This window comes from Marinilabilia salmonicolor JCM 21150, assembly GCF_000259075.1.
Classification (GTDB): Bacteria; Bacteroidota; Bacteroidia; order Bacteroidales; family Marinilabiliaceae; genus Marinilabilia; species Marinilabilia salmonicolor.
Map to the genome: position 1 here is coordinate 403,250 of NZ_AJKI01000002.1, position 16,203 is coordinate 419,452.

A 16,203-nucleotide genomic window follows, 5' to 3' on the forward strand; every position below is an offset into this window, starting at 1 on the left:
ATTGGTCGCGATGCGACCAATAATGAGAGGGGGTGGAGGGATACCTCAAAACCCAGGGCGTTGCCCCGGGCTATTGCTCTCAGGCTTTCAGCCTGTTTGCATCTTACCTGTCTTATGCATAAGGTAGGTAGGGATATTTTTCTTTGTGGAAAAGGTAAAAAATTTGTCCTCAGTAAAATTTCGCTGTAACTTTTCGCTGAGCTAAAGCGTCCCACTTGTATCAATAATTTACCGGAACCTGATGACAGTAGAAGAATACAACGATTGCGTTCGGGAGTATGCTGACAATGTTTATCGCTTTGTCCTCAAAAATATTCGTGACGAGGAGAGGGCGTCGGATATTGTACAGGATGCCTATGAAAAAATGTGGCGCCATCATGCAAATGTGGATGGTGCCAAAGGCAAAAGTTATCTTTTTTCCACTGCTTATCATGTTTTGATAGACCATACCCGCCGGGAGAAACATTCGGTACGTATGGAAGAGGCCGATTTACAGGAGCATTCTCATGAGCGTCAGTATTCCGATTTACAGGAGGTTTTGCATCAGGCACTGGAAAAGCTTCCCGAAGATCAGAAAATGGTGGTTATGCTGCGCGATTATGAGGGGTATTCTTATGAGGAGATTGGTGAAATGACCGGCTTGAGTGAGAGCCAGGTAAAAGTTTACATTTACCGGGCGCGGGTATTTCTCAGGAAATATATTGGAAAGATGGAGGTGGTAGTATGATGAAGATCAGCAGAGAAAACTACGAGATTTGGTTCATCGATTATCTGGATGGAAAACTTGACAGCAAGGCCAGGACCGCGTTGGATGATTTTCTTCAGGCCAATCCTGATTTGGAAAAGGAATTAAAGGGGTTTGAGGAGGTGAAACTCAGTTCTGCTGTTCCCCAATACAGTTCAACGGCTTCCCTCTATAAAAATGAATCTGATTTGATGGCTGTTTCCAGACCCGATTATCTGTTGATTAAACAGATGGAACAGGGTCTTTCAGGTGAAGAAGAGTCTGAACTTTCGGAAGAAATAAGGTGTGATGGATCACTGATAAAAAGGGGGTTGGAGTTTCAACAGACGAAGCTGCTGGCTGAAGCGATTCCTTACTTTAAAAAGGGGGCTCTGCTTCAGAGATCAGTTGTTTTCAGGTACATGACAGCCAGAGTTGCTGCTGCGGTTATTGTTGTTGCAGTGTTCCTTACGGTTTGGAACAGTGATTCATTTTTCTCCTTTCAAAAACAGGAGGTTGCATTGCAAAAGTTATCATCGCGCCCGGCAATATTTGAGGAGCAGGATTTTTCCGTTCCTGAGCCTGTGCAGATGGTTGAAGGCAGAATGGGTCAGGACAAATATATCCATCAGCAATCAGAAGTTATTTCGTCTGAAATTGACAATAACCAGGAATTCTCCCCAGAAATGAAGGGCAAGGAAGTACCGATGGAGAGGATGATTTCAAATGTTTTAAAAGAAGGTCTTGCGGTTCAGGTTCCCAATGCCTACGAAGCAGGGTTGCGACATATGATGCCGATGTATCTTGACATCAATAGAAACAGTGAGCCGATGTTTGCAAAACAGTCGTCGCAGTCTGATTCACCATCGGAAGGCAACTTTTTAATGAAAGGGATTCAGTTTGTGGACCGGGTTTCCGGCGATCTGGTTAATTTTGATAAGTTGTATGATGAAGATGGTAATTTCGTTGCTTACAACTTTAAAGCCGGGTACTTAGAGGTTGAAAGGAAGCTTCGGAGATAACCTCCTTTCAATTATTTAATCCGGTAAAAAATTCCTCTTTCTCCGAAATCGGTGGTTACTTTACCCTCAGCTTCCAGTACATCAAGATACTTATTGATTTCATTGATGTGAAGGCCCATGATGTCTCTCAAATCGTGAACGGTGCAGGGTCTGCGTGCAATGGTTTCCAGAATGGCAGACTCTTTGTCGTTACGGTATGCTTTGGTTTCCTTTCGGGATTTTGCTGCAGCGACAATAATGGTGTTTTCGAAATCCAGTTTGTTTTTTATTTCTTCCAGTTCTTCCTTGCTTGCCGGATGAAGCCCTGGAACAGCTCCGGGTCTGTCGAGTGTATTCAGTTGTACCAGGGATGGTCCGATTTGTTGAATGGCTTTTTTTAACTGGCAAATTTCATCATTGCTGTCATTGTATCCCGGAAGAATAAATACTTCCAGCCATATTTCACCTTTGAATTCTTTACGAAATTCGATGAGGCCGCGAATGTGTTGATCAACCTTAAGGTGCTTTTCGGGACGGTTTAGTTTTTTGAATATCTTATCCGATGCAGCATCGATGGATGGCAGAACAACATCGGCCTGAAGTATTTCTGTGCGAACATTCTGGTCAGACAGCAACGTTCCGTTGGTGAGGATGGCCACTTTAATTTGTGGATAATGTTCTTTGATGAATGTTAATACATCTCCGATTCTGGAATTCAACAAAGGTTCTCCATATCCTGAAAATGTAACGAAGTCAGGAGCAGGGTTGTTGTTCAGATATTCTGTCAGCTCATTTACAACTTTATCGTAAGGGACATACTCCATTCTTTGAGTGGTGAGTTTGGTGGTGGTACCCACCTCGCAATAGACGCAGTCCAGTGAACAAACTTTGCGGGGAACCAAATCCACGCCCAAAGACATTCCCAGTCTTCTGGACGGAACAGGTCCGAAAATAAACTTAAACATGATTTTTTTTTTGTTGAACCCAAAGTTAAAGGTTTAATGCTGAAATGTCATTGTTTTTAATCTTTTTCAATGAGATTTCCAAATCAGGGCAACTATTTTAATGAGATAGCACTAAATTCTTTTATATTTGCAACTTATTAGGAAAAATGTGCCATTTACATGAGTAATACCGCAGCAAAAAGAAAACTCAGAAGTTCCTACGTAACCACCGTGATTAGTATTTCACTGGTGTTGTTTTTGCTTGGAATTATCGGACTTTTGTTTCTCAATGCACATCGTTTATCCAATTATGTAAAAGAGAATCTGGGGTTTACTGTATTGGTGGATGACAACTCACGTGAGGCAGAGGTTCAGCGACTTCAGAAAATTCTGAATGCTTCGCCTTATGTTCGGGAAGCGGCCTATGTCAGCAAGGATGAAGCTGCTGACATCATGCAGGAGGAACTGGGTGAGGATTTCGTGGATTTTCTTGGTTACAATCCATTGCTTTCGAGTATTGAAGTTAAAGTATTTGCTGAGTACGCCAATCCGGACAGTATGGCGGTCATTGAAAATCAGGTGCTTAATTTTCCACAGGTTCAGGAGGTTTACTATCAGAAAAATCTGCTCCATGCGGTTAATGATAATATAGAAAAGATAACCATTGTGCTGGCTGGTTTTTCCATACTTTTATTGGTTATTGCCATTGCATTAATCAACAATACCATTCGTTTATCGGTTTATTCACGCCGGTTTTTGATAAAAACCATGCAATTGGTAGGAGCTACACGTGGTTTTATTCGCAAACCCTTTTTGGCAACAGGTATTCTCAATGGTTTGGCCGGTGCTACTATTGCTATTCTTTTACTTTCATCGCTCATTTACGGGATGAATAAGGAATTGCAGGGTATGATAGGTTTTGACAATCTTTTTTTACTCGGGGTTTTGTTTGGTTTGGTCATTCTTTTGGGAATTTTAATTACGCTTATCTCCACCTTTTTTGCGGTTAATAAGTATTTGCGCCTAAAGGCAGATGATTTGTATTTCTAAGAATTGGAAATAAAAGTGATGCAGGGAAGTGAAAGGAAAAAGCAACAGAGCATAAAATAAAAGAGTTATGTCGAAAAAAGAGACAGAAAAGAAATTTGAAATGGCCCTTGAAAAGCAGAATTATCTGTTACTGGCTATTGCATTTGTTATTGTTATTGTCGGCTTTTTGCTGATGATGGGAGGAGGAAGTGAAAATCCGGAAGTTTTCAACGAGGGGGTTTATAGTTTTCGCAGGATTACCCTTGCACCTCTGGTTGTTTTGTTTGGATTTTTGTTTGCGATATATGCCATTATGAAAAAGCCAGCAGAGACCAAAGAGATGGAGAAGAAGAAATAAATGTTTCGCTTTTTGGCTGTTTTTTTAAAGGGTGAATGTCTGTCGGGTTTTTGGCAGGCATTTTTGGTGTAACGACAATGAGATTATTTGTAATTCAGATTTAAAATGGATTGGATAGAAGCGTTAATACTGGGCATTGTTCAGGGCCTTACAGAATTTCTGCCTGTTAGCAGCAGCGGGCATCTCGAGATTGGCAAACAGCTTTTGGGGATAGAAACCCCGGACAGCCTTCGCTTTACGGTGGTTGTACACGGGGCTACAGTGTTGAGTACTCTGGTGGTCTTTCGCAAGGACATCGTTGAATTGTTTTCAGGACTTTTTAAGTTTCAATGGAATGAAGAGACAAAATACATCGCTAAAATTGCTTTTTCCATGATCCCAATAGGAATTGTGGGACTGTTTTTTAAAGATACTGTGGAAGAGATTTTCAATACCGGAAGTATGTTGCTGTTGGTAGGGCTTATGTTGTTGATTACCGCTTCTTTTCTGGCATTTTCGTATTACAAAAAATCTGGCGACAGGGATATTACTTTTCGGGATGCCTTAATCATCGGGATTGCGCAGACATTTGCTGTTCTTCCGGGAATATCACGTTCGGGAGCCACTATTGCTACCGGATTGATAATAGGGAATAAGCGAACAGAAGTTGCGCGGTTTTCTTTTCTGATGGTTTTGGTACCGATAATTGGAGAGAACACGCTGGATTTGCTGAAATCTGATGTGCCGCAAGCAGTTACCGGAAATGAGATTGGGGCGCTGGTAATGCTTGCCGGATTTGTTGCCGCCTTTGTTAGTGGCTTGCTCGCTTGTCAGTGGATGATTGAGATTGTGAAGCGCGGGAAGCTGATTTATTTTGCGCTCTATTGCGCGGTCGTCGGCGCTCTTGCCATCGGTGGTTTTGTGTGGTAACTTGCGCTTTAGCGGTGCTTATTTTAAGGAATAATGGAGTTGAAGGAATTTTGTACTGACCTGTCCGTTCTCGATCATCCTGCCTGTTTTTCAGAAGGACTGATTTTGCTGGTGGATAAACCCCTGGAATGGACATCGTTTGATGTGGTAAAAAAAATAAGATCCCGCCTGCAGCATGGATTAAAACTTAAAAAGCTGAAAGTCGGACATGCCGGAACGTTGGATCCTCTTGCTTCGGGGTTGGTAATTGTCTGCACTGGCAAAGCGACCAAACAAATAGACCGGCTGATGGGGCATGATAAAACGTATGTGGCCGGAATTAAATTTGGTGCAACCACTCCGTCGTTTGACCTGGAAACGCCCGTTGATCAGGAGTTTCCTGCCGGGCATATTACCAGTGACAGCGTAGCAGCTGCATTACTTCATTTTTTAGGGGAGCAGGATCAGGTGCCACCGCAATTTTCGGCTGTCAAAGTGGACGGGAAAAGGGCTTACCACATGGCCAGAAAAGGAGAGGAGTTTGAGATAAAATCACGTAAAGTGGTGTTTCATGAGTTGAAATTGGTGGGCTTTGACAATGATGAGGCCATTGTGCATATTCGTTGCAGTAAGGGTACTTATATTCGTTCGTTTGCCAGAGACCTGGGATTGGCATTGAAATCAGGGGCTCACCTGAGCGGGCTCAGAAGAACCGTTATTGGGGAGGCTCAGGTAGAGAATGCACTTACCATTGGGTCTTTTGATGAGGCTTTTGACAAATTGAAAGAAAAATGGAACAACCAGGGGCTGATTGGTGTTAATGTCAGGCAGGATTGTTGAAAAATTTTCGATGAGCCGGTTGAAACAAATCATCAATTCTTGCGTATAAGATAGGCTCATTTTTGTGTTAGAAAACAGAGTAATTAATCATACAAAATCACAAAGGGAATTATGAAGTTGTCAAAATTCAAATACAAATTACCCGAAGAACTTATTGCACTGCACCCTTCAACCAACCGCGATGAGTCGCGTCTGATGGTGGTGCATAAAGATACCGGGAAGATTGAACACAAAGTTTTTAAAGACATCATTGATTACTTTGATGAGAAAGACATCATGGTGTTCAATAATACCAAAGTTTTTCCGGCGCGATTGTATGGTAATAAAGAGAAAACCGGTGCTGAGATTGAAGTGTTCTTGCTTCGGGAACTAAACAAGGAGCAGCGTTTATGGGATGTTTTGGTGGATCCTGCACGTAAAATCCGTATCGGAAACAAACTCTATTTTGGTGACAATGATTCTCTGGTTGCTGAAGTGATTGACAATACGACTTCCCGGGGGCGTACCCTTCGTTTTCTTTTTGACGGATCGCACGAGGAGTTTAAAGAAACTTTATATAGTCTGGGAGAAACGCCCCTGCCTAAATTTATCAACAGAAAGGTGGAGCCTGAAGATCAGGAACGTTATCAGACTATTTTTGCCAAACACGAAGGGGCAGTGGCAGCTCCCACTGCCGGAATGCACTTTAGCCGTGAGTTGCTTAAACGTTTTGAGATCAAAGGGGTGGATTTCTCGTATGTTACACTACACGTGGGTCTGGGTAGTTTCAGGTCTGTTGATGTGGAAGATCTGACCAAACATAAAATGGATTCAGAGCAAATCATTATTCCTGAGGATTCGGCAGAGATGATCAATAATGCCCAGGATGAACGTCGTCGGATATGTGCGGTAGGCACCACGGTAATGAGAACCATTGAAAGCTCAGTTTCGACCAACGGGCATGTTAATCCTTTTGAAGGGTGGACAAATAAGTTTATTTTTCCGCCATACGAATTCAGTGTGGCTGATTCTATGGTTTCCAACTTTCATCTTCCATATTCCACTTTGCTGATGATGGTGGCTGCTTTCGGAGGATATGACCTGATTATGAAAGCATACAAAACAGCCGTTAAAGAAAAATACCGCTTTGGTACTTACGGTGATGCAATGTTGATTATATAAATCTGCATTGGAAAAAACTTTTAACCCGTATCCAGGATGTGTTGGATACGGGTTTTTTTATATTTTTTTTGTAACTTTTGAACCTGAACCAAGTTTTTGCTATAACTATACCGATATGATAAAGATCCTTGTTCCGGTAACTTTTACCGACCACTCCATAAATGCATTCACCTATGCACTTACTCTTGCCGGGAAGTTTCCATCCACGGTTACGCTGTTGCATAGTTTTTCGGATTATGAAGATATTGAGGAGGGGATGAATGTTATGCCTCCCAACAGTGAAGAGGACATTCAAAAAAGAGAGCAGGATGCACGCGACCGGCTTGCCGATCTTTGTCAGAGTGCCATTAATAAGATGACCTCTATTCAGGATAAAAATATTGAGTTGGAAAATCGGTTTGAGTTTGGGTATGCTGAAGAAGTAATTCTGAAAGTGAGCAAAGATCTTGATCCGGATGTAATCATAATGGGGACTAAAAGCAAAGGGGAAACCATCAAAGAGCTCCTGGGGAGTGTTACAAGCGATGTGATGAGGAGAGCAACGGTGCCTGTTCTGGCTGTTCCGGCCAAATCAACAGTTGATCTGGAAAAATTGAGCCGCGTGTTGTTTGTTACCGACTTTGGGGATGCCGATTATATTTCCGTTCATAAACTGATTCGACTTATTACTCCATTTCAGACACATATAAATGCTGTTCGGTTTCAGGCCCACAAGCCCGATAATACAGAGATTCGAAGAATGGAGAAATTCAGGGATTATTGCGATGCTACCTACAGGAATCACAAGATTAAAAGTAATTTTGAACAGAGTGAGCAATTTATGGATTCTTTGGAAAAGTATGTTGCCGAAAATAATATTGATCTTATTGCCATGACACGTCGGAAACGCAATATGATTGCCCGTTTGTTTACTCCGGAGATTACCCGGCGTATTCTGTTTTATACCGACGTGCCATTATTGGTGTTTCATGCCTGACCCGTAATAAAACAACCTGATAGATTAGTCTTACTTTGAATCGGCGATAACCGTTTAAAAACAAAATGGTCATGGGGAATAAAAAAATGAAAATCGGAATCCTTTCTGCAGGAGGAGATTGTCCGGGTATTAATGCTACCATAAGAGGGATTGGTAAAACTGCTATTGTAGAATATGGAATGGAAGTCGTGGGTATTGCCAACGGCTTTACGGGTCTGCTGGAGAAAGATGTTATTCCTCTTAATGAGCAACTGCTTTCCGGTATCCTGACATTGGGAGGAACCATTCTTGGCACCTCAAGAATGAAGCCGTTCAAACAACAAGAGGGTGATATTGTGTCTGATAAGCCTCAGTTAATAAAGCAAAACTACAAGGAACTTGAGCTGGATGCTCTGGTTTGTATCGGAGGAAACGGAACCCAGGAAACCGCCAACCTTTTGTACAAGGAAGGGCTGAATATTGTAGGAATTCCCAAAACTATTGATAATGATGTATGGGGTACTGACGTTACGTTTGGGTTTGATACTGCATTGACCATTGCAACCGAAGCCATTGACCGTCTGCATACTACCGCTAACTCTCACAAAAGAGTAATGGTCATTGAGGTCATGGGGCATCATGCCGGTTGGATTGCTTTGCATTCCGGTATTGCAGGTGGGGGTGATGTGATTCTTCTTCCCGAACTGGATTACGATATGGATGTGGTGGCGAACTGTCTGATAGAAAGGAATCAGAAGAAAAAGCCTTATTCCATTGTGGTGGTTGCAGAGGGCATTAAGTCGGGCAAAAAGAAAAATGCAGGAGCCTACATTGCTAAGAAAATACGCAAAATGACCGGTCTGGAGACTCGTGAAACCGTTTTGGGTTATACCCAGCGTGGAGGCAGCCCTACGCCGGCCGACAGGATTTTGGCTACCCGTTATGGCACCTATGCTGCTCAAATGATACATCAGGAGAACTTTGGCGTAATGGTTGCCGCGAAAGGGAATGACATAGTAAGTGTGCCCCTGGATGAAGTTGGAGGTCGTTTGAGATTGGTGGATCCGGATAACGGACTGGTTCAAAAAACCAGATACATGGGGGTTTGTTTCGGAGGAAAGTAATTTTTCCGGGGGGAATCCTTAAATTTGCAAAAAAACAATTCAATGGATCAAAAGCAGATTGCAGAACTAAACGAAAAATTCACCCAAAAAGACCCCACTGAACTTCTTACGTGGGTCCTGAACGAGTATGGGAACAAGGTCGCACTATCTTCAAGCATGGGAGCTGAAGACCAGGTGCTTACAGATATGGTGCTTAAAATTAAGTCTGATGCACGGGTTTTCACCTTGGATACCGGACGCCTGTTTCCTGAAACATACGATCTAATAGATCGCACCAATAAAAAATACAATACCAGAATAGAGGTCATGTTTCCTGATTACAAACAGGTGGAGGAGATGGTCAACAGTAAAGGGATAAATCTGTTTTATGAAAGCGTTGAAAACAGGAAACTTTGTTGTGGAATCCGTAAGATTGAACCCCTGAAGCGGATGTTCAGTACCCTGGATGCCTGGATATGCGGATTACGCGCCGGTCAGGCCATTACCCGCCAGAATATTCAAGTGGTGGAGTGGGATGAAAATAACGGACTTTTAAAATTTAATCCTCTGGCTGCATGGTCGGAAAGTGATGTTTGGGATTATATCAAAGAACATAAAGTTCCTTACAATCCACTTCACGACAAAGGATTTCCAAGTATTGGTTGCCTTCCCTGTACGCGGGCCATTGAATCATGGGAGGATGTTCGTGCCGGCCGCTGGTGGTGGGAAAATCCCGAAAGCAAGGAGTGCGGATTGCACAAGAGATAACCCGCGAATTTGCCGGTGGCTATGGCCTGATTTATGTATAAATTAGGTTCGTAAATATGTAAAATCTTTTTTCTTGATCTCTGTTTGCATACCGGTATTCAATTTTGATGTGCGCCAGTTGGTGAATTCGCTTGCCCGACAGGTAACTGCGGTAAGCTTTCCATGCGAAATTGTGCTGATTGACGATGGTTCAGATGAGGAATTCCGAAAAATCAACCGGTCGGTTTGCAATCAGCATGTTTATGTCGAGTTGCCCGAAAATGTGGGGAGAGCAAGTGTCAGGAATCTCTTCTTGGAATATACCGGATATCGGTATTTGTTGTTTCTGGATTGTGATTCTTTGATTATTAAAGATGATTTCCTTTTGAGCTACGCTGCATCTGTGACTTCTGACAACGAAAAGGTCGTTTGTGGAGGCAGGGTTTACGAAACCAAGAAGCCGGCGAGGGATTATCTTCTGAGATGGAAATATGGCGTTTATCGGGAGAGCAAAACGTGTGAAGAACGTCAAAATGAACCCAACCGTTCTTTTATGTCCAATAACTTTTTGATCAGACGTGATGTGCTGGCCAGATTCCCTTTTGATCATCGAATCACCGTATATGGACATGAGGACACGTTATTGGGTTTTGTTTTGAAAAAGAACCGAATCAGCATTAAACACATTGATAATCCTGTGTTAAATGGTGACCTGGAGATTAATAGCGAGTATCTTCGTAAGAGTGGATTGAGTATCAAGAACCTGAGTGTTATTTTAGGATATGTTGATTATCATCCCGGCTTTTCAAGTGACATTGGACTGTTACAGTTCTATAAAAGAATCAGGCCGTGGTCGTTTGTGTTTTCCGGGTTGTTTTTTCTGTTCAAACCGATAATTGAGTTTTTGATAACTAGAGGGTTTGTGGTTCTTTGGATGTTTGATTTTTATAAACTGGGATTGTTTCTGAGGAGTAATTTTCAGGAACAAAGATTGTGATAATTTCCTGTTGATTCGATTTCTTTGTTCTTTACGCAAAGAACTTAAACGTTATTATGCATGAAGAGAGTACGGTTGATAATTGAGGGAAGAGTTCAGGGTGTAGGGTTTCGCTATTTTGTTCAGGATAATGCCCGCCGGTATCAAATCAATGGATATGTGAAAAACATGCCTGGCGGCAATGTGGAAGTTGATGCCGAGGGGGAACCGGAGATGTTGGATAATTTTTTAGAAAAATGTCGAATGGGGCCGCCTCAGGCGGTAGTCAGTTCTTTTAAGATATTTGACGTTCCTGTATACGGATATACCAGGTTTCGCATACGGCACTGTGAAGATTTTTAGTGTGAACTTCTCATGAGTTTTCTTCACGTTCATCAATAAAATCCGTTAATTCCTGACATCTGATATCGGGTTCAAATTCGATGATTTCGTATTGACCAATTCTGTTTTTATAGAAGGGATCTTCCTGTAGTATTTCGTAAAGCGTTTCCATGTCCGGCAGGCAGGAAAGAATAACTTCTCCGGTATTTGGGGTTCGGTTGCCCGAAACAATAAAATTGCCTTCGTCAACCTGTTTTTTCAGGAAGCTTTTATGGGCTTCTTTATGGTAATTGACCTGTTCGTCTGAACGTCTGAATTGAATGATAACAATATACATGGGAATAAGGGTTAGTTAAACTGATTCTCTTTACGGTAATCTGGAATTAAAGTTTCAGGCGGTACAAAAAGGTCGCCTCACAAACTTTATGTATCTTTCTGGTCTTAAAATCTCAAAAGAGTTTTCACAATGGATCGTCAAAACCTAAAGTCAATACTTTATTTTATTGGTGTAATGGCCCTGTTTGCAGGGCTCAGTTTTTTATATTTCAACCCGGTATTAAAGGGGTTGGAGCTCCCTCAGATGGACAATGCTCATGCCATTGGAGCTGCCCAGGAGCTGAATGAATTTGAAGCCGAAACTGGGGATCACTCGTATTGGGCCAATTCAATGTTTGGTGGAATGCCCGCCTATCAGATTAAAGGTGATTCATCGTCCAATCTTTTCTATCAGTTAAATAAGGTACTTCGGTTTGGGCTTCCTTTTCATACCGTTGCCATCCTGTTTCTTTATCTTTTTGGGTTTTATATTTTGTTGCGAAGTATGAAAATGGGGCGTTGGCTCTCGTTGGTCGGAGCCCTGGCTTTTGCATTCGGAACTTACAACATCATAATTATCATTGCAGGGCACATTACCAAGGCCTATGCAATAGCGCTTTCCGCTCCTGTTATTGCCGGCATTCTTTATACCCTCAACCGCCGTCCCTGGGTGGGGGCTTTTTTCACCACCGTTGCATTGGGAGTACAGATTGCCTATAATCACGTGCAGATTACTTACTATTTGTTTCTGGTTGTATTGGTTTTGATGATTGCCAGATTAGTAAAAGCTTTGATGGAAGGGACAATACGGGACTTTGGGAAACGCACAGCGTTATTAGTGGTGGCAGCTGTTCTGGCGGTGTTGCCAAACCTTACCCATCTTTGGCCTACATATGAGTACGGGACATTTAGTATCCGTGGCCCTTCGGAACTGGAATCCACCGCCAAAGAGGGGGAGACTGACTCCGGATTGGACCGGGACTATGCTTTTGCGTGGAGTTACGGAAAAGCTGAAACACTGACCCTGATGATTCCAAACCTGATGGGGGGTGCATCTGCTCCTCTCTCTGAGAGTCCGCGTGCCATGAAAGATGTGGATCCGCGCCTGAGAGAGATTGTCGGCGGACAATCGCAGTATTGGGGAAGTAAGCCCTTTACCTCTGGACCCGTTTACGTGGGTGCGCTCATAATCTTTTTGTTCGTTTTGTCTTTGTTTTTTTACAAAGGACCTGAGAAATGGTGGCTGGTGGGCGCAACAGTACTCTCCGTATTGCTCGCCTGGGGGAAAAACCTGGAGTGGTTCAATTACTTTATGTTTGATGTGTTTCCGCTGTACAATAAGTTTCGGACAGTGGAAATGGCCCTGATTATTGCCACCATCACCATCCCAATACTGGCAATGCTCGGGCTGAAAAAAGTGGTGGACAATCCTGCCCTGATCCGTGACCAGAGTGGGAAGTTTCTGGCGGCATTCGGGCTGACCGGAGGAATTGCCCTTCTGATATATTTGTTCCCAAATCTGTTTTTTGATTTTATGAGTCGGGAAGAACTGAATGCCCTGATGCGTCAGAAACAGCAGATGCCAGACCAGGCAGGGGTAATTGATCAGGTCATTCTGAATATGCAACAGGCTCGGGCCGGGTTAATACAGGCAGATGCCATTCGTTCTTTCTTTTTTATCCTTTTGGGAAGCGGCTCTCTTTGGCTTTTTGCCACCAACCGACTGTCCAAAAAATACCTTTTACCGGGGCTGGCGCTCTTGGTTGTTATAGATATGTGGGCCGTGGATAAACGTTACCTCAGCAATGATGATTTTGTATCTCCCCGCCAGATTTCCGGTCAATTTGAGAAATCTAAAGCTGATAAACTGATTTTGGAAGATGAGGATCCCAGTTACCGGGTTTTCAGTATTTACCGGAATCCTTTTAACGAGGTGAATACTTCTTATTTTCATAATTCTATTGGTGGGTACCACGGTGCGAAGCTTCGCATCTATCAGGATGTTATTGATTTTTACCTGCAAAACAATTGGCAAACGCTGATGATGCATTTTAGAAACGGCGGGTCTCCTCTTGAGGCACAACAATTACTGGAAAAGATGCCTGCTCTGAATATGTTGAATACCAAATACATCATTTATCATCCCGGACAGCCACCGCTTGAGAATCCCTTTGCTTATGGGAATGCGTGGTTTGTCAGCAACATTGAAACTGTATCATCGGCCGAAGAGGAATTGGCATCCCTCAGGAATGTTGATCTTACCAATACGGCCATTATTCGTCAGGACAGAGTGGGCGATTGGGGATCGTATCAGAATGTCAGATCCGGAAGTGAAATAGAGCTTACCTCGTATGCTCCCGACCATTTGGTTTTCAGAGCCCGTGCAAATGGTGAAAAGATCGCTGTTTTTAGCGACATCTATTATCCGGCCGGATGGCGAGCTTTTATTGACGGGAAAGAAGTGGAAATTAACCGGGTGAATTACCTGCTGAGGGCTTTAATGGTTCCCGACGGTGTTCATACCATCGAATTTCGTTTTGAGCCGGCATCGGTGAATAGTGCCAAAACGCTGGCTGTTATCGGTGGTATTTTGGTAATTCTTTTTGCCCTGGGGCTTTTATGGAGGTACCGGGCCGCAATTCTTAGTAAAGATTAAACAGTGAACCGTGGCACTTGATAAAGTGGCATGGTTTCTGAGAAATATTACATTCAAATATACAGATTAAAGAGATCAGATAATGAAGAAAATTAGCGGAAGAAAATGGATTGGATGGACCGGTGCGGTGGCAATTGGCCTGATAATTTCACTGGGCTTTGTGACAGCAGGAAATGAGGAGCGGAACTTTTCCATCGTCAAAAACCTTGATATTTTTTATTCCCTTTTCAGGGAGCTGAATACTTATTACGTTGAGGAAACCAATCCGGAGGAATTGGTGGAAACCGGAATCGGAGCCATGCTGGAATCGCTGGATCCATATACCACATATATTCCGGAATCAGAGATGGACGATTTCAACTTCATGACTACCGGGGAATACGCCGGAATTGGCGCACTCATTACCGGTCGGGAAGATTATGTTTACATTTCCGAACCCTACAAGGGCTTCCCTGCTGATAAAGGCGGATTGAAAGCCGGGGACAAGATTTTAGCCATTGACGGAGTGGATATGAAGGGGAAGAAGACCGAGGATGTCAGCAATAAGCTGAAGGGACCGGCCAATACTGATGTTACCGTTACCGTGAAGCGATACGGTCAGGAAGACCCTTTAGATATAAGCATTGTTCGGAAAGCGATTCAGATTGATCCGGTGTCTTATTTCGGAATGGTCGATGAGGAAACGGGAATCATTATTCTTGACAATTTTACTCAGGATTGCTCCCGTAAAGTGGAAAAAGCGCTTAAAAACCTGAAAGAGGAACAGGGGGTAGAGAAAATTATTCTTGATTTGCGCGGAAATCCCGGCGGACTGCTGGATGAGGCCGTTAAACTGGCGAACCTCTTTTTGCCCAGAGGCTCTGAAGTGGTGAGTACAAGAGGGAAAATTGAACAGTGGGACAAGGTTTACAGAACCTCTAAAGCTCCTGTGGACACAGTAATTCCCCTGGTTGTAATGATTAATCGTGGGTCTGCATCGGCCTCTGAAATTGTGGCCGGGGCCATCCAGGATCACGACAGGGGAGTCATTGTAGGAAATCGTTCTTTTGGAAAAGGCCTGGTGCAAACGACTCGCAGTCTCCCATATAATGCAAAGCTTAAAGTGACTACAGCTAAATACTACATTCCCAGTGGAAGATGTATTCAGGCGTTGGATTACAGTCAGCGAAATGAAGATGGAAGCGTAGGGTATGTTCCTGATTCTTTGATTACTGAGTTTAATACCAAAAACGGACGAACAGTTTATGACGGTGGAGGCATTTCTCCTGATGTGGTGGTGCCTTATGAGAAGTACAGTAATATGACTTTTGCATTGGTGGCGCAGCAGACTATTTTTGATTATGTGAACCGTTTTGCTGCTGAAAACAATACTGTGCCGGTACCGGAAGAGTTTTCTGTAACCGATGAAATTTATGGGAATTTCACCGATTATGTCACGGCTCTGGATAGTTTCAGATATACATCCGAAAGCAGGGAGCGCTTTAAGAAACTAAAAGAAGCGGCTGAGAAAGAAGGATATTATGATGCAAATGCCGATGCTTTTGAAAACCTTGAAAAAAAGCTTGATGTGAGTGTGTCAGAAGATCTCGATAATTTCCGTGATGAGGTTGACGATCTTCTTGCTGACGAAGTCCTGAAGAGGTATTATTATCGACAGGGGGCTATTCAGTATGCATTGCAGGATGATAACGTACTGGAAAAAGCCATGGAGGTGATTGGAAGCAATTCTGAATATCAGGGGATTCTGAACGGAACTGTGCTTAGCCATGCAGGTGACAGAAGGCAACGATGAATGCTCCTGTACTAATAGTAATCCCGTGAAGAAAGCCTGGAAATGTACTCAGGCTTTGTGTTATGGATAATTATTAAGCATCTGATCTTTCTGATTGCTTTAAAACAGTCACCGGCAGTGGACCTTTTTTTCAGTGATTAAGCTCACAAAAAGTTGTTATCATAAAATCTGGCATATTTTCGATATGGCCTGTTATTAATATTATTTGGAGAGGGCGTGCCGTTAGCGGTAGCGCCCTTTTTCTTAGCTGCTGATCCGACTCCTGCTTTTTGGGAGCATCGCACCAATAAGAGAAATAAATCCGCCAACGGCCATTTGCTAATGTGTCAGTCATTAAATTAGTGAAGGAGTCTAGTAATTGTCACACAATTG

General features: G+C 43.0%; 16 protein-coding genes. 14 read left to right on the forward strand and 2 right to left on the reverse strand.

Annotation, left to right across the window (positions count from 1 at the left end):
* Positions 1 to 241: 241 nt before the first annotated feature.
* Together W7W_RS0102390 and W7W_RS0102395 are read left to right on the forward strand one after the other, a co-directional pair.
* Positions 242 to 727, forward strand: coding sequence for an RNA polymerase sigma factor (locus W7W_RS0102390; RefSeq protein ID WP_010662262.1), 486 nt, complete (start codon positions 242 to 244; stop codon positions 725 to 727).
* Complete coding sequence (locus tag W7W_RS0102395) at positions 724 to 1,746, forward strand: hypothetical protein (protein WP_010662263.1); 1,023 nt, start codon at positions 724 to 726, stop codon at positions 1,744 to 1,746. The genes W7W_RS0102390 and W7W_RS0102395 overlap by 4 nt, the downstream gene beginning before the upstream one ends.
* Before the next feature lie 11 nt (positions 1,747 to 1,757).
* Here W7W_RS0102395 and W7W_RS0102400 read toward each other — a convergent pair whose 3' ends face one another.
* Entirely contained in the window at positions 1,758 to 2,690 is a 933-nt protein-coding gene (locus W7W_RS0102400; RefSeq protein WP_010662264.1) for a radical SAM protein, read from the reverse strand.
* A 159-nt stretch (positions 2,691 to 2,849) separates the two neighbouring features.
* Here W7W_RS0102400 and W7W_RS0102405 point away from each other — a divergent pair, with 159 nt between their 5' ends.
* From W7W_RS0102405 to W7W_RS0102450, 10 genes are all read left to right on the forward strand, one after another.
* Positions 2,850 to 3,719, forward strand: a complete 870-nt coding sequence (locus W7W_RS0102405; RefSeq protein WP_010662265.1) for a cell division protein FtsX — start codon at positions 2,850 to 2,852, stop codon at positions 3,717 to 3,719.
* A 67-nt stretch (positions 3,720 to 3,786) separates the two neighbouring features.
* Positions 3,787 to 4,056 carry a DUF3098 domain-containing protein gene (locus tag W7W_RS0102410; RefSeq protein WP_010662266.1) on the forward strand — a complete coding sequence of 90 codons (270 nt, stop codon included), beginning with the start codon at positions 3,787 to 3,789 and terminating at the stop codon, positions 4,054 to 4,056.
* 105 nt (positions 4,057 to 4,161) lie between these two features.
* Positions 4,162 to 4,965 carry an undecaprenyl-diphosphate phosphatase gene (locus W7W_RS0102415; protein ID WP_010662267.1) on the forward strand — a complete coding sequence of 268 codons (804 nt, stop codon included), beginning with the start codon at positions 4,162 to 4,164 and terminating at the stop codon, positions 4,963 to 4,965.
* Positions 4,966 to 4,998: 33 nt separating this feature from the next.
* Positions 4,999 to 5,784 (forward strand): tRNA pseudouridine(55) synthase TruB, encoded by a 786-nt coding sequence (gene truB, locus W7W_RS0102420; protein ID WP_010662268.1) that lies wholly within the window; start codon positions 4,999 to 5,001, stop codon positions 5,782 to 5,784.
* 111 nt (positions 5,785 to 5,895) lie between these two features.
* Complete coding sequence (gene queA, locus W7W_RS0102425) at positions 5,896 to 6,945, forward strand: tRNA preQ1(34) S-adenosylmethionine ribosyltransferase-isomerase QueA (protein WP_010662269.1); 1,050 nt, start codon at positions 5,896 to 5,898, stop codon at positions 6,943 to 6,945.
* 115 nt (positions 6,946 to 7,060) lie between these two features.
* Positions 7,061 to 7,921, forward strand: coding sequence for a universal stress protein (locus W7W_RS0102430; protein ID WP_025006667.1), 861 nt, complete (start codon positions 7,061 to 7,063; stop codon positions 7,919 to 7,921).
* Between the two features lie 71 nt (positions 7,922 to 7,992).
* Positions 7,993 to 9,024, forward strand: a complete 1,032-nt coding sequence (locus W7W_RS0102435; protein WP_234408332.1) for an ATP-dependent 6-phosphofructokinase — start codon at positions 7,993 to 7,995, stop codon at positions 9,022 to 9,024.
* Between the two features lie 42 nt (positions 9,025 to 9,066).
* On the forward strand, positions 9,067 to 9,771 hold the full coding sequence (locus tag W7W_RS0102440) for a phosphoadenylyl-sulfate reductase (RefSeq protein ID WP_010662272.1): 705 nt from the start codon (positions 9,067 to 9,069) through the stop codon (positions 9,769 to 9,771).
* A gap of 73 nt (positions 9,772 to 9,844) precedes the next feature.
* On the forward strand, positions 9,845 to 10,747 hold the full coding sequence (locus W7W_RS0102445) for a glycosyltransferase family 2 protein (protein WP_010662273.1): 903 nt from the start codon (positions 9,845 to 9,847) through the stop codon (positions 10,745 to 10,747).
* A gap of 60 nt (positions 10,748 to 10,807) precedes the next feature.
* Positions 10,808 to 11,089 (forward strand): acylphosphatase, encoded by a 282-nt coding sequence (locus W7W_RS0102450; protein WP_010662274.1) that lies wholly within the window; start codon positions 10,808 to 10,810, stop codon positions 11,087 to 11,089.
* Between the two features lie 10 nt (positions 11,090 to 11,099).
* On the opposite strand, the gene W7W_RS0102455 is transcribed toward W7W_RS0102450, so the two are convergent.
* Complete coding sequence (locus W7W_RS0102455) at positions 11,100 to 11,405, reverse strand: YciI family protein (RefSeq protein WP_010662275.1); 306 nt, start codon at positions 11,403 to 11,405, stop codon at positions 11,100 to 11,102.
* 129 nt (positions 11,406 to 11,534) lie between these two features.
* Between W7W_RS0102455 and W7W_RS0102460 the strand changes: the two genes are divergently transcribed.
* Complete coding sequence (locus W7W_RS0102460; RefSeq protein WP_010662276.1) at positions 11,535 to 14,039, forward strand: glycosyltransferase family protein; 2,505 nt, start codon at positions 11,535 to 11,537, stop codon at positions 14,037 to 14,039.
* Between the two features lie 82 nt (positions 14,040 to 14,121).
* A complete protein-coding gene (locus W7W_RS0102465) occupies positions 14,122 to 15,831 on the forward strand; it encodes a S41 family peptidase (RefSeq protein ID WP_010662277.1) in 1,710 nt (569 codons plus the stop codon).
* Positions 15,832 to 16,203: the final 372 nt, after the last annotated feature.

Coding starts and splice junctions, on each gene's coding strand:
- W7W_RS0102390 (WP_010662262.1), top strand. CDS start 242: ATGACAGTAGAAGAATACAACGATTGCGTTCGGGAGTATGCTGACAAT.
- W7W_RS0102395 (WP_010662263.1), top strand. CDS start 724: ATGATGAAGATCAGCAGAGAAAACTACGAGATTTGGTTCATCGATTAT.
- W7W_RS0102400 (WP_010662264.1), bottom strand. CDS start 2,690: ATGTTTAAGTTTATTTTCGGACCTGTTCCGTCCAGAAGACTGGGAATG.
- W7W_RS0102405 (WP_010662265.1), top strand. CDS start 2,850: ATGAGTAATACCGCAGCAAAAAGAAAACTCAGAAGTTCCTACGTAACC.
- W7W_RS0102410 (WP_010662266.1), top strand. CDS start 3,787: ATGTCGAAAAAAGAGACAGAAAAGAAATTTGAAATGGCCCTTGAAAAG.
- W7W_RS0102415 (WP_010662267.1), top strand. CDS start 4,162: ATGGATTGGATAGAAGCGTTAATACTGGGCATTGTTCAGGGCCTTACA.
- truB (WP_010662268.1), top strand. CDS start 4,999: ATGGAGTTGAAGGAATTTTGTACTGACCTGTCCGTTCTCGATCATCCT.
- queA (WP_010662269.1), top strand. CDS start 5,896: ATGAAGTTGTCAAAATTCAAATACAAATTACCCGAAGAACTTATTGCA.
- W7W_RS0102430 (WP_025006667.1), top strand. CDS start 7,061: ATGATAAAGATCCTTGTTCCGGTAACTTTTACCGACCACTCCATAAAT.
- W7W_RS0102435 (WP_234408332.1), top strand. CDS start 7,993: ATGGGGAATAAAAAAATGAAAATCGGAATCCTTTCTGCAGGAGGAGAT.
- W7W_RS0102440 (WP_010662272.1), top strand. CDS start 9,067: ATGGATCAAAAGCAGATTGCAGAACTAAACGAAAAATTCACCCAAAAA.
- W7W_RS0102450 (WP_010662274.1), top strand. CDS start 10,808: ATGAAGAGAGTACGGTTGATAATTGAGGGAAGAGTTCAGGGTGTAGGG.
- W7W_RS0102455 (WP_010662275.1), bottom strand. CDS start 11,405: ATGTATATTGTTATCATTCAATTCAGACGTTCAGACGAACAGGTCAAT.
- W7W_RS0102460 (WP_010662276.1), top strand. CDS start 11,535: ATGGATCGTCAAAACCTAAAGTCAATACTTTATTTTATTGGTGTAATG.
- W7W_RS0102465 (WP_010662277.1), top strand. CDS start 14,122: ATGAAGAAAATTAGCGGAAGAAAATGGATTGGATGGACCGGTGCGGTG.